The sequence below is a fragment of the Bradyrhizobium sp. SZCCHNR1015 genome (assembly GCF_032489875.1).
Taxonomy (GTDB): Bacteria; Pseudomonadota; Alphaproteobacteria; order Rhizobiales; family Xanthobacteraceae; genus Bradyrhizobium.
Map to the genome: position 1 here is coordinate 1 of NZ_JAUEYW010000032.1, position 12,125 is coordinate 12,125.

The 12,125-nt window shown below is 67.0% G+C and carries 11 protein-coding genes; 9 read left to right on the forward strand and 2 right to left on the reverse strand.

Annotated elements, in window-relative coordinates; all coding sequences use genetic code 11:
- Positions 1–239: 239 nt before the first annotated feature.
- Positions 240–1,457 carry an MFS transporter gene (locus QX128_RS33055; RefSeq protein ID WP_315801646.1) on the reverse strand — a complete coding sequence of 406 codons (1,218 nt, stop codon included), beginning with the start codon at positions 1,455–1,457 and terminating at the stop codon, positions 240–242.
- A gap of 209 nt (positions 1,458–1,666) precedes the next feature.
- Between QX128_RS33055 and QX128_RS33060 the strand changes: the two genes are divergently transcribed.
- The gene (locus QX128_RS33060; protein ID WP_316239647.1) at positions 1,667–3,733 is read left to right on the forward strand and encodes a prolyl oligopeptidase family serine peptidase; all 2,067 of its coding nucleotides are present in this window, start codon (positions 1,667–1,669) and stop codon (positions 3,731–3,733) included.
- A 197-nt stretch (positions 3,734–3,930) separates the two neighbouring features.
- Here the strand turns inward: QX128_RS33060 and QX128_RS33065 are convergent, their stop codons facing one another.
- Complete coding sequence (locus tag QX128_RS33065; RefSeq protein WP_316239648.1) at positions 3,931–4,608, reverse strand: DUF938 domain-containing protein; 678 nt, start codon at positions 4,606–4,608, stop codon at positions 3,931–3,933.
- 188 nt (positions 4,609–4,796) lie between these two features.
- Between QX128_RS33065 and soxX the strand changes: the two genes are divergently transcribed.
- The 8 genes from soxX (at position 4,797) to QX128_RS33105 (ending at position 11,814) form a co-directional block, all read left to right on the forward strand.
- Complete coding sequence (gene soxX, locus QX128_RS33070) at positions 4,797–5,090, forward strand: sulfur oxidation c-type cytochrome SoxX (RefSeq protein WP_315717170.1); 294 nt, start codon at positions 4,797–4,799, stop codon at positions 5,088–5,090.
- Between the two features lie 18 nt (positions 5,091–5,108).
- Positions 5,109–5,603, forward strand: coding sequence for a thiosulfate oxidation carrier protein SoxY (soxY, locus tag QX128_RS33075; RefSeq protein WP_316239649.1), 495 nt, complete (start codon positions 5,109–5,111; stop codon positions 5,601–5,603).
- Positions 5,604–5,618: 15 nt separating this feature from the next.
- A complete protein-coding gene (soxZ, locus tag QX128_RS33080; protein ID WP_315717084.1) occupies positions 5,619–5,930 on the forward strand; it encodes a thiosulfate oxidation carrier complex protein SoxZ in 312 nt (103 codons plus the stop codon).
- The gene (gene soxA / locus QX128_RS33085; RefSeq protein WP_316179398.1) at positions 5,927–6,775 is read left to right on the forward strand and encodes a sulfur oxidation c-type cytochrome SoxA; all 849 of its coding nucleotides are present in this window, start codon (positions 5,927–5,929) and stop codon (positions 6,773–6,775) included. The genes soxZ and soxA overlap by 4 nt, the downstream gene beginning before the upstream one ends.
- Positions 6,776–6,798: 23 nt before the next feature.
- Positions 6,799–7,101 (forward strand): hypothetical protein, encoded by a 303-nt coding sequence (locus tag QX128_RS33090; protein ID WP_410053204.1) that lies wholly within the window; start codon positions 6,799–6,801, stop codon positions 7,099–7,101.
- Positions 7,102–7,238: 137 nt separating this feature from the next.
- Positions 7,239–8,990, forward strand: a complete 1,752-nt coding sequence (gene soxB / locus QX128_RS33095; protein WP_316179395.1) for a thiosulfohydrolase SoxB — start codon at positions 7,239–7,241, stop codon at positions 8,988–8,990.
- Between the two features lie 105 nt (positions 8,991–9,095).
- Positions 9,096–10,133: an MBL fold metallo-hydrolase gene (locus tag QX128_RS33100; protein ID WP_316179393.1), complete on the forward strand. Its 1,038-nt coding sequence runs from the start codon at positions 9,096–9,098 to the stop codon at positions 10,131–10,133.
- A gap of 457 nt (positions 10,134–10,590) precedes the next feature.
- Positions 10,591–11,814: an MFS transporter gene (locus QX128_RS33105; protein WP_316239651.1), complete on the forward strand. Its 1,224-nt coding sequence runs from the start codon at positions 10,591–10,593 to the stop codon at positions 11,812–11,814.
- Positions 11,815–12,125 lie beyond the last annotated feature (311 nt).

The following is a 12,125-nucleotide window of genomic DNA, read 5'->3' on the forward strand; positions in this document are numbered from 1 at the left end:
AAAGCGATTCGTCAGTCACTCGACCGAGGAATCATCCATTTCCGGCAGCAAAATGGTAAGTTAGCGCCAATGGGGGTTCGTGCCACATATTCAGGTCTGAGCCCGGGGCGACCCCTCACCCGGCTTTCATGCTGCGCATGAAAGCCACCCTCTCCCACAAGGGGAGAGGGTGCACCACCCGTGCCGCTTGATACTCAGCATTCTCGTAGAAGTACCTGCTAGTCTAACTCCGCCAAACGTCAGCCCGCCGCCGCCTCGCGGCGCTTCGACGACCACACCAGCGCGAGCACGCACAGGCCCAGCAGCACCGGCGGGAACACCACGAGGTTCACCGCCGACCAGCCGAAATGGGCGAGCAGCTGGCCCGAGGAGAACGAGCCCAGCGCCATCAGGCCGAAGATCAGGAAATCGTTGAACGCCTGCACCTTGTTGCGCTCGGCGGACGTATGCGTCTCCAGCACCAGTGCGGAGGCGCCGACGAAGCCGAAATTCCAGCCGACGCCGAGCATGACCAGTGTGGCCCAGAAGTGCATCGCGGTCAGGCCGGACAGGCCGATGACGGCCGCGACCGCTTCGAGCCCCAGGCCCAGCGCGACGATGGCCGGCGCACCGAAGCGCGCGATCAGCGATCCCGTGAAGAAGCTCGGGCCGTACATCGCGACGATGTGCCATTGCAGGCCGAAATTGGAATCCGACACCGTCAGCCCGCACATCTGCATCGCCAGCGGCGCCGAGGTCATCACCAGGTTCATCACCGGATAGGCGATGGTGCCGCACAGCGCGGCTGCGATGAAGCGCGGCTGGCGCACGATCTCGGACAGCGGCCGGCCGCCATGCAGATCGGCAGCTTCAGGCTTCGGCAGATCGACGCCGGCCACGATCCCCATCGCGACCAGCGCGACCGCCGCCTGGATCAGATAGCTGAACGCGAACAGATAGGGCTGCCAGACGTCCATGGTCCATTGCACGAGCTGTGGACCGAGCAGACCGGCGAAGATGCCGCCTGCCATCACCCACGACACCGCCTTGGGCCGGAACGCGGCGCTGGCGCCGTCGGCAGCAGCGAAGCGATAGGATTGCGCGACCGCGCCATAGAGGCCGCCGAGGAACGTCGCCAGGCAGAACAGTGCGAACGAGCCGCGCAGAATCGCGAGGCAGCCGAGCACGCCGGTGACGGCGCCGCAGCCGGTACCGATGAGGAAGGCCGCCCGGCGGCCATAGCGCCGCGAGATCGCGCCGGTCGGCAGGGTGCCGGCGGCGAGGCCGACGACGTACATCGAGATCGGCACCGTCGCGAGCCCGATATTCGGGGCGATGGTGACGCCGACGATCGCGCCGGTCGCGAAGATCACGGCCGAGTTGGCGCCGGTCAGCGCCTGGGCGGCAGCGAGCCGCGCCACGTTGCGGCGAGCGCGGGCATCATCGGAGGTGTCTTCGCTCACGGTCAGATCGATCATCTCAGGTATCCGGGGGCGTGGCGCGCACGCTTCGCCTTGCTGGTTCAGCCGCACTATTGGGGGAAGCACGCGCCCGAGGCAACGGGCGCGAACGGAGACAAGCCATGCGGCAGCGGCCGCGCCACCGAGCGTGATTCGACACTCCCGACCCGCCCGGCTAATCAAGCCGACGGTATTCTCGCGTCAACGGCGCCCGCGGAGCTTGAGCCATGTCAATCGACGATCGTCCGACCATCGCGGCGCCCGATGACGATCCGTATCTGTGGCTCGAGGAGATCGACGGCGAGCGCGCGCTCGCCTTCGTCGCGGCGCAGAACCAGCGCACGCTCGCCGCGTTCGGCGATGCGGCATTCGCACGCGACCGCGACGCACTAGCTGCCATTCTGGACCGGCCCGACAACATCCCGTTTGTGAGCCGACGCGGCGGGCTGCTGTACAATCAATGGAAGGATGCGGCGCATCCGCACGGCTTGTGGCGGCGTACGACGCTGACGGAGTTCCGCAAGGCGCAACCGCAATGGGAGGACCTGCTCGACATCGACCGACTCGCCGCCGACGAAGGCGAGGACTGGGCGCTGAACGGAGTCTCGAGCCTGCCGCCGGCCCATGAGCACGCCATCCTGAGCCTGTCACGCGGCGGCAGCGACGCCGTGGTGCTGCGCGAGTTCGACCTCGCGGCGAAGCGCTTTGTCACGGGCGGCGTCACGCTCTCGGAGGCCAAGGGCAGCGCCGCCTGGCTCGATGCCGACACGCTGCTGCTGGCGAGCGCGTTCGGCCCGGGCATGGCGACGCCGTCCGGCTACGCTCGGACGGTGCGGCGCTGGCGGCGCGGCCAGCCGGTCGAGCAGGCGGAGGTGATCTTCAGCGCCGAAGGCAGCCAGTCGACATGGGTGCATGTCGGCGTCGATCGCAGCGTCGCGCCGGCACGGGTGTGGTTCGCCGAGGGCATCGACTTCTTCAACCAGCATCTCTGGCTCGGCGACGGCGACGGCGCGCGGACCAGGCTCGATCTGCCGACCGACTGCTGGATGTCGGCGCATGGCGACTGGATGGCCATCAAGCTGCGCCAGCCCTGGAGCCTCGGCGAGGTCACCCATCCTGCGGACGTGGTGCTCGGTCTCCGGCTGTCGGCATTCCTTGCCGGGCGCCGCGATTTCACCCGCGTGTTCGAGCCCGCGCCGCGACGCGCGCTGCAGGGCCTGTCCTGGGCCGGCGGCCGGCTGGTGCTGTCGATCCTCGACGAACTCAGGGCCAGGTTCGAGGTGTGGACGCCGTCACGGGAGGCGTGGAGCTGTGAGCGGCTGCCCGGCCTGCCGGAGATCGCGACGGTGGACGTCTGGCGCCTCGACACCGACGAGGCGGAAAGCAACGGCGACCTGCTCGCCAATGTCCAGGATCCGCTGACGCCGCCGTCGCTGCAACTGATCGAGGGCTTCGCTGCACCCGTGATCCTGAAGCAGGCGCCGCGCACCTTCAGCGCCGAGGGGCACGTCGTCACACGGCACGAGGCGATCTCGGTGGATGGCGAGCGCATTCCCTACACCCAGACCGGACCGGCCGAGCTGACCGGCGACGCGCCGGTGCACATGAGCGCCTATGGCGGCTTCGGTCACACGCTGCGTCCGGCCTACAATGCGGCACTGGGCAAGCTGTGGCTGGAGCGCGGCGGCACCCTGGTCGAGGCCAACATCCGCGGCGGCGGCGAGTTCGGCACAGCCTGGCACGACGCCGGCCGCTATGCCGGCAAGCGGCTCGCGCATGATGATTTCGCCGCGGTCGCCGCCGATCTCGTCCGCCGCGGCGTCACGGTGCCGAAGCGCATCGCGGCGCAAGGCGGCTCCAATGGCGGCATCCTGATCACCAACATGCTGGTGCGCTACCCCGAGCGCTTCGGCGCCTTGTTCTGCACCATCCCGCTGATCGACATGCGCCGCTATACCAAGCTGCTCGCCGGCGCGAGCTGGATCGCCGAATATGGCGATCCCGACCAGGACGCGGATTGGAGCTGGCTGCAGACCTATTCGGCCTATCACACCGCCACGCCCGGGCAGCCCTATCCGCCGATCCTGATCGCGACCACGCGGCGCGACGACCGCGTCCATCCCGGCCACGCCCGCAAGATGACCGCCAAGCTGCAGGCCATGGGCTACGACGCGTGGTTCTACGAACCCGCCGCCGGCGGCCATGGCTATGGCACCGACAACCGCGAGCGCGCCAGCTTCATCACGCTGGGCACCCGGTTCCTGACGCGGCATGTGGGGCTGGAGATGGCGTAGCGCCTACGCTCCGTTACCGTGCTGCCGGCCCCACCCACCGCTGTCGTCCCGGCGAACGCCGGGACCCATACTCCGCGGCAGGAGTTTGTCGCGAGGGCAGATGTCACGCCGATCTCGCGTCACAACTGGACCCTGTGGCTATGGGTCCCGGCGTTCGCCGGGACGACGGCGGAATTCGGAGCAGCGCCGTCGACAACTCACGACGTCCGACCGAACACCAGGATCATGTTGTTGGCCGGCATCTCCACCGTCTCGCGCAAGACGAGCCCGTTGCGCGCGGCGAGCGCGTCGAGATCGGTGATGTCGCGCACGCCCCAGTCCGGATCGCGCTCGCGCAGGGAGGTGTCGAACACGGCATTGCTGACCGCGGTGTGCTTGCCGTCACGCTTGAACGGACCGTAGAGCACCAGCACGCCGTCCGCCGACAGCGCCTGCCCGGCGCCGGCGAACAATCCCTCCGCCACCGCCCAGGGCGCGATGTGAATCACATTGGCACAGAAGATCGCGGCGAGCTGCGAAGGCCCGCCCGCGGCGCGGAACGCCGCCGGCCAGCCGGGATCCGACAAGTCGATGCGCTGGGCGTCGCGGATGTTGGACAGCCCGGCATGCCGGCGCCACGCCGCGATGCTGGCGAGGTGGTTGGCGTTGAGATCGCTCGGCCACCACGTCAGGTCCGGCCGCTGGGAGGCGAAATGCACCACATGCTGGCCGGTGCCGCTGCCGGCCTCCAGCACGTCGCCGGTCTTGCCAGCCAGCAGCCGTCCCAGCACCGCCCAGATCGGCTGGTGGTTGCGATGGAACGCGGCCGCGTCGAGCCGTCCGTCCGGTTCCACCGGCCGGCCGTCCCGGCCGAACTCCACGACATACTCCGCCATGCCCACTCTCCCGGCGCCAGATGAACGGCCTTCGTTAACCGCGTTGCGGCGGCCACCATAGCTGCATTGTCAGCCGATGGTCTTTATGCTTTGCAGCTCCTATATTACCGAGATCACCGAGACGTCGGAATTCCACCTTGATCACACCTGTCCTGCGTACCGCCCTGGCGATGGGGCTCTCGCTCGCCATGTCCATGGCCGCTCACGCCCAGTCCGGTGCCGTCGACGGCCAGAAGCTCGCCTTCGACCGCGGCAAGGGCAACTGCCTGACCTGCCACGAGATCAAGGGCGGCGACCTGCCGGGCTCGATCGGCCCGAAGCTGGAGAACCTCAAGGCGAGATACGACCGCGCCGAGCTGATCGCGATTCTCAACGACGAGACCAGGCGCAATCCGCTGACGGTGATGCCGCCGTTCGGCCGCAACCGCATCCTGACCGAGCAGGAAATCAGCGCCATCGTCGATTTCCTGCAGACCCTCTGATTCCGTTTGGAGACCGCCATGACTGCCTCGTCCGGCCCGTTGGCCCACCGCCGCCTGTTCCTGAAGGGCGCCGGTCTCGTCGCGCTGATCGGCCTCGGCAACGCCGTGCTGCACGCCGCGCCCGCCTTCGCGGCGACCAACGACAACAAATATCCGGAAGACGCCTTCAAGCAGAAGAACGCGGGCGACGCTGTCAAGGCGCTGTACGGCCGCGACCACGAAGCGTCCGACAAGATCAAGCTCGACGCGCCGGAGATCGCCGAGAACGGCGGCGTGGTGCCGATCGCGGTGACGACGTCGCTGCCGAACGTCACCTCGATCGCCTTCATCGTCAGCGAGAATCCGTTCGCGCTGGCGGCGTCGTACCACATCCCCGAGGGCACCGTGCCGGCGGTGGCGAACCGGCTGAAGATGGCCAAGACCTCCAACGTGATCGCGCTCGTCGAATCCGGCGGCAAGCTCTACAGCGCGACCAAGGAGGTCAAGGTCACCGTCGGCGGCTGCGGCGGCTAAGGTCAGGAGATCATCATGGCATCGAGCATCCGCGTCCGCGCCGTCCTGAACGGCGACATCGCCGAGGTCCAGACCCTGATCCAGCACCCGATGGATACGGGCCTGGTCAAGGACGCCAAGGGCGAAGTGATCCCGGCGCACTACATCCAGCAGGTCACCTTCGTGCACAAGGACAAGACGGTGTTCCTGGCCGATTGGGGCACCGCGGTGTCCAAGGATCCCTATGTCAAGTTCGCCTTCAAGGGCGCGGCCAAGGGCGACGAGCTCAAGGTGAGCTGGGTCGACAGCAAGGGCGCGACCGACAGCCTGACGGCGACGATCCAATGAGGGCGCCGTGCCTAGCGCTGACTGTCGCGGCCGCGCTCGCTCTCGGCGCCTGCGGCGCCGCGGCCGCGGACAAGCCGAACCCGGCCGCCGACGCCAAGGCGTTCCAGGATTACTTCGTCAAGAAGTTCCCGAAGGTGGCGTTCGATGATTTCGTCAACGGGCCGTATTCGATGAACGCCGACATGCGCAAGCAATGGGAAGAGAAAGAGGAGTTCCCTCCTTACGAGTTCGCGCTCGACGCCGGCAAGGAGATGTTCGCCAAGCCGTTCAAGAACGGCAAGACCTATGCCGACTGCTTCCCGAACGGCGGCATCGGCATCCGCCAGAACTATCCCTATTTCGACGACAAGGAAGGCAAGGTCATCACGCTGGAGCTGGCGCTGAACCGCTGCCGCGAGGCCAATGGCGAGCAGCCCTACTCCTACGTCAAGGACGAGATGGCGTCGCTGACCGCCTACATGGCGTTCACCTCGCGCGGCAAGCGCTTCGACATCAAGATCCCCGATGACCCGCGCGCGCTCGAGGCGTTCGAGAAGGGCAAGGAATATTTCTACACCCGCCGCGGCCAGCTGAATTTCTCCTGCGCGAGCTGCCACGTGCAGAGCCCGGGCGAGCGCATCCGCGCCGAGATCCTGGCGCCGGCGCTCGGCATCCTCAACGCGATGCCGATCTACCGCTCGGAATGGAGCGGCATGGGCACGATCAGCCGGCGCTTCGTCACTTGCAACAGCCAGACCCGCGCCGTGCCGCTGGAGCCGCAGTCGGACGAATACCGCAACCTCGAATATTATCTGTCCTACGTGTCGAACGGCCTGCCGGTTTCAGGACCGGGAGCGCGGCCATGAAAAATGTCACGACAGCAGGCGTCATGAAAAAGATCGTGTTCGCCATGATGGTATCCGCGGTCGGCGCCGGCTCCGCGCGGGCCGCGTCGGAGGCCGACTATCTCTCGGCGGTCGCGGCGGCCGAGAGCGCCAACAAGGAAGCCGGACGTCTGCGCAACCAATGGACCGTGACCCAGGCCGCACTCACCGCTGCGAAGAAGGCAGCGGATTCCGGCAATTTCGATTCTGCGCTGAAATCGGCGCAGGAGGCCGAGGCGCTCGCCAAGGCCTCGATCGTCCAGGCCACCAGCGAGAAGCAGCGCTGGAAGGACATGGAGATCCGCTAGAGCATGATCCGGAGACGTGGCAACCGGTTCTCCCTCGCGACAACCGCCGAAGGCGTTTGCGCGGAGATCATGCTCACACAAAGGGATGGATCATGATGCGATTCCATGGAATCGCATCATGATCTAGAACGCTGGCCATGACGATGCGGCGCCGGGATTTTCTGAAAGTATCGGCTGTCGCGGCCATCGCCGCGCCGGCGCTGCTGCGCAGCGCGACCGCCGCCGACACCGTCAGCCTGTACGACATCGAGAAATTCGGCAACGCGCGCATCCTGCACATCACGGACACGCATGCGCAGCTGCGGCCGCTGTTGTTCCGCGAGCCCAGCGTCAATCTCGGCATCGGCGAGATGTGGGGACGGCCGCCGCATCTGGTCGAGCGCGCCTTCCTCGACCGCTACGGCATCCGGCCCGACAGCGCCGAGGCCTATGCCTTCACCTCGTTCGAGTTCGAGAAATACGCCGTTCGCTTTGGACGGATGGGCGGCTTCGCGCATCTGAAGACGCTGGTCGACAAGCTGCGCGCCGATGCCGGCGACCATCGCTCGGTGCTGCTCGATGGCGGCGACCTCTGGCAGGGCACCGGGCTCGCCAATGCGATGCGCGGCGCCGACATGGTGAGCGCGGCCAATTTGCTCGGCATCGACGCGATGACCGGGCATTGGGAGTTCACCTATGGCGAGGAGGCGCTGCGCGCCAACCTCGCCCGCTTCAAGGGCGAGTTCCTGGCGCAGAATGTGTTCCTGACCGAGGAGGCCGCGTTCAACGACGCCAAGGCGTTCGACCCCGGATCGGGGCGCGTGTTCAAGCCGGCCACCATCAAGGAGATCGGCGGCGCCCGCATTGCCGTGATCGGCCAGGCTTTCCCCTACGTGCCGATCGCGCATCCGCGCCGCTTCACGCCGGACTGGACGTTCGGCATCCGCGAGGAGGAGTTGCAGAAGCTGGTCGATGGCCTGCGCGGCGCCGACAAGGTCGATGCCGTGATCCTGCTGTCGCATAACGGCATGGATGTCGACCTCAAGCTCGCGAGCCGCGTCACCGGCATCGACGTCATCCTCGGCGGCCATACCCATGACGCGGTTCCGCAGCCGGTCGCGGTCAGCAACGCCAAGGGCGCGACCTTGGTCACCAATGCCGGCTCGAACGGCAAATTTCTCGCCGTGCTCGATCTCGATGTCGGCAAGGGCCGCGTCGCCGATGCACGCTACCGGCTGCTGCCCATCTACTCGGAGCTGCTGAAGCCCGATCCCGCGATGCAGGCGCTGATCGACCAGACGCAGCAGCCGCAGGTCGCGGCCTGGAGCGAGAAGCTCGCAACATCGGACCGGCTGCTGTACCGGCGCGGCAATTTCGAAGGCGCGACCGACGACCTGATCTGCGCGGCGCTGCGCCGCGAGCTCGACGCCGAGATTGCGCTGTCACCCGGATTCCGCTGGGGTCCGACCTTGCTCGCCAACCAGTCCATCCTGCTGGAGGACGTGCTGGCGCAGACCGCCATCACCTATCCCGAGACCTATGTGCAGCGGATGACCGGCGCAGAGATCAAAGACGTGCTCGAGGACGTCTGCGACAATCTGTTCAACGCCGATCCCTATCTGCAGCAGGGCGGCGACATGGTGCGCACCGGCGGGCTGTCCTACCGCTGCGCGCCCGCCGAGCCGATCGGCCGCCGCATCTCCGATCTCACGCGCGACGATGGCCGCCCGCTCGACGCGCGCAAGAGCTACAAGGTCGCCGGCTGGGCCTCGATGAACGCGCAAGACGGCAAGCCGGTGTGGGACGTGGTCGCCAACCACCTGCGCGACGGTCAGCTGGTGCTGGTCGGAACCAACAAGGTCACGCTCTCGGGCGTCGACGGCAATCCCGGATTTGCATCGCAATCGTGACCGCGGATGGCGCGGTGCAATCCGGCCTGCCGAGCGTCCGCCGCATTGGTGACATCGGGCCGATCGTGCTAATGCCACGACGATCCTGATCGAAAGGAGGCGCCGATGATCTTCCGCCAATTGTTCGACAGCGTCTCCGGCACCTACAGCTACATCCTTGCCAGCCGCACCGGCGGCGAGGCTGTCATCATCGATCCCGTGCTGGAGAAGGTCGACCGCTACTGCCAGCTGTTGCGTGAGCTCGATTTGCGCCTGGTGAAGGCCGTCGACACCCACCTGCATGCGGATCACGTCACCGGCCTCGGCGCTTTGCGCGACCGCACCCATTGCGTCACCATCATGGGCGAGCAGACCAAGGCCGATGTCGTGGCGATGCGCGTCAGCGAGGGCGACCGGATCGCCATCGAGGGCATCAGCCTGGACGTGATGTACACGCCCGGGCACACCGACGATTCCTATAGTTTCTCGATGGGCGACCGCGTCTTCACCGGCGACACGCTGCTGATCCGAGGCACCGGCCGCACCGATTTCCAGAACGGCGATGCGCGGCAGCAGTACGACTCCATCTTCAACAGGCTGCTGCGGCTGCCCGACGACACGCTGGTCTATCCCGCGCACGACTACAAGGGCGACACCGTCTCCACCATCGGCGAGGAGCGCCGCTACAATCCGCGCCTGCAGGTCAAGTCGGTCGACGACTACGTCGCGCTGATGGCGAATCTGAAGCTGCCGAACCCGAAGATGATGGATGTCGCGGTGCCCGCCAACATGCGCGTCGGGCTGCATCAGGAGGAACTGGCGAAGCAGGGCCTGTCGCTGTCGGCACGTGAGGCGATCGAATGCCTGGGACGTCCCGACGTGCTGCTGGTCGATCTGCGCGAGGCCGCCGAGCGCGCCAAGCACGGCACGCTGTCCGGCGCGCTGCACGCGCCCTATCCTGCGATCGCCGACAATCTCAAGCCCGGCGGCATGCTGCGCGAGGTCGCCGCCGCCACCGGCCGCCGCATCGTGTTCTTCTGCGCCTATGGCGAGCGCTCGGCGATGGCCGTGCAGACCGCGCAAGCGGCGGGGCTTGCGAATACGGCACATATCGAGGGCGGACTGGACGCGTGGAAGAAGGCCGGCGGACCGGTGGTGCCGTAGGGAGTTACGCTCTCGCTCTCCTCTCCCACCTTTCGGCAGCCTTCGACCGCGCCCCACACTCGCTGTCGTCCCGGGCAAGACCGTTGACGCGAAGCGTCAGCGGGCGCCGACCCGGGACCCATACCGCGTGATCCGTCTTGAGGCAGGCTGCGTGTTGCACGACTCGCGCAACAAACATCCGCCGGTGGTTATGGGTCCCCGCGTTCGCGGGGACGACACCTGTGGTGGGGACACACCGTGCCTTCCTGCCCACAACCCCGGAACGGCGGCGGGTGACTTGCCGCCCCTCGGCCGCCGGCCATCCCGCGCAGGTGCCATGCGCGGGCGTTCATGGACAATGAACCGCAATCCGATACTGTGGCGTTGTGTCGCGCGCCTCTGTTTAGGCAGCATCGGCGGTTTGCCGGCAACGCGTCCTCTTTTCCATCGCTGACGACCGGAGCCACACGGATCGACCATGGCTGACGTTCTCGCCGCACCGCAACATGTCCGTGCTCCGGTCCGGGCCGCCTCCCCGCTGCGCACGCTGGCGCTGATCTCGCTGGCGCATTGGGTCAGCCACCTGCACATGCTGGTGCTGCCGATGCTGTTTCCGTACCTCAAGGAGAAGCTCGGCGTCGGCTATGTCGAGCTCGGCTTTCCGCTCACCGTGTTCGCTGTGGTGTCGGCGCTAACGCAGGCCCCGGTCGGCTATCTCGTCGACCGCGCCGGCGCCCGCCGCATCCTGCTGCTCGGCCTCACGCTCGGCGGCCTGTCGCTGGCGCTGCTCGGGTTCTACCTGACCTACACGAGCCTCGTCGTCTCGGCGGTGCTGCTCGGCCTCGCCAACGCGGTCTACCATCCCTCGGACTATGCCCTGCTGTCGGCCCACATGGACGAGAAGCGCATGGGCCGCGCCTTCGGCGTGCACACCTTCGCCGGCTATCTCGGCGGCGCCGTCGCGCCCGCGGTGATGGCGGCCCTGGTCACCACCGTCGGCGGCTCCGGCGCGCTGATCGCGGCCGGCCTGGTCGGACCGCTCGCGGCGCTGCTGCTGCTCGTCGGCAACGTGCCCGAGGTGCCGCCGCATCCGCATCACACCGCTGCCGATGGCAGCAAGGCGAAGCAGCCCAGCCTGCTGACGCCGATGCTGATGCTGCTGACCGTGTTCTTCATGCTGCTCAGCCTGTCCAACGCCGGCATCGCCAGCTTCGGCGTGGTCGCATTCATGAACGGCTACGGCATCTCGTTCTCGACCGCCAATATCGCGCTGACCGCATTCCTCGGCGCCAGCGCCGTCGGCGTGCTCGCCGGCGGCCAGCTCGCCGACCGCATCAGGCATCACAACCTGGTCGCGGCCGTCGCCTATGCGATCAACGCCGTGCTGGTGCTGATGATCACTTTCATCAACCTGCCAACCGTGCTGCTCACGGCGATTATGCTGGTCGCCGGCTTCATGAGCGGCGTGATCGCGCCGTCGCGCGACATGCTGGTGCGCAACGCCGCCCCTCCGGGCGCCGCCGGCCGCGCCTTCGGCATCGTCTCCACCGGCTTCAACTTCGCCGGCGTCGTCAGCCCGCTGCTGTTCGGCTGGATCATGGACATGAACGCACCCCGCTGGGTGTTCGGCGCCTCGGTCGGGTTCATGCTGCTGACCATCGTGCTGGCGTTCTTCACCGAGCCGAAGAAGGCCAAGGCGTAGTTGTCGACGTAGGGTGGGCAAAGCGAAGCGTGCCCACCATTTGTCACCGACACCACAGCTACCAACGGTGGGCACGCAACGCCTGATGGCGTCGCTTTGCCCACCCTAAGGACAGTAAGCTATTAGTTCGTCCGCGCTGCCCGATGCAGCGCCCTCTCCCCTTGTGGGAGAGGGCATCGCTGGCGCAGCCGCGTACTCCGTCGGGTGAGGGGGCTCGCTCTGCGAAGGAAGCCGGCGGAGAGAGACCCCCATTGGCGCTAACTTACCATTTTGCTGCCGGAAATGGATGATTCCTCGGTCGAGTGACTGAC

Bases quoted from the DNA above. Each gene is read 5' to 3' on its own strand.
- soxB (WP_316179395.1), top strand. From the start codon at position 7,239: ATGACGATGCGGCGCCGGGATTTTCTGAAAGTATCGGCTGTCGCGGCC.
- soxZ (WP_315717084.1), top strand. From the start codon at position 5,619: ATGGCATCGAGCATCCGCGTCCGCGCCGTCCTGAACGGCGACATCGCC.
- QX128_RS33060 (WP_316239647.1), top strand. From the start codon at position 1,667: ATGTCAATCGACGATCGTCCGACCATCGCGGCGCCCGATGACGATCCG.
- QX128_RS33090 (WP_410053204.1), top strand. From the start codon at position 6,799: ATGAAAAAGATCGTGTTCGCCATGATGGTATCCGCGGTCGGCGCCGGC.
- soxY (WP_316239649.1), top strand. From the start codon at position 5,109: ATGACTGCCTCGTCCGGCCCGTTGGCCCACCGCCGCCTGTTCCTGAAG.
- QX128_RS33065 (WP_316239648.1), bottom strand. From the start codon at position 4,608: ATGGCGGAGTATGTCGTGGAGTTCGGCCGGGACGGCCGGCCGGTGGAA.
- soxX (WP_315717170.1), top strand. From the start codon at position 4,797: ATGTCCATGGCCGCTCACGCCCAGTCCGGTGCCGTCGACGGCCAGAAG.
- soxA (WP_316179398.1), top strand. From the start codon at position 5,927: ATGAGGGCGCCGTGCCTAGCGCTGACTGTCGCGGCCGCGCTCGCTCTC.
- QX128_RS33100 (WP_316179393.1), top strand. From the start codon at position 9,096: ATGATCTTCCGCCAATTGTTCGACAGCGTCTCCGGCACCTACAGCTAC.
- QX128_RS33055 (WP_315801646.1), bottom strand. From the start codon at position 1,457: ATGATCGATCTGACCGTGAGCGAAGACACCTCCGATGATGCCCGCGCT.
- QX128_RS33105 (WP_316239651.1), top strand. From the start codon at position 10,591: ATGGCTGACGTTCTCGCCGCACCGCAACATGTCCGTGCTCCGGTCCGG.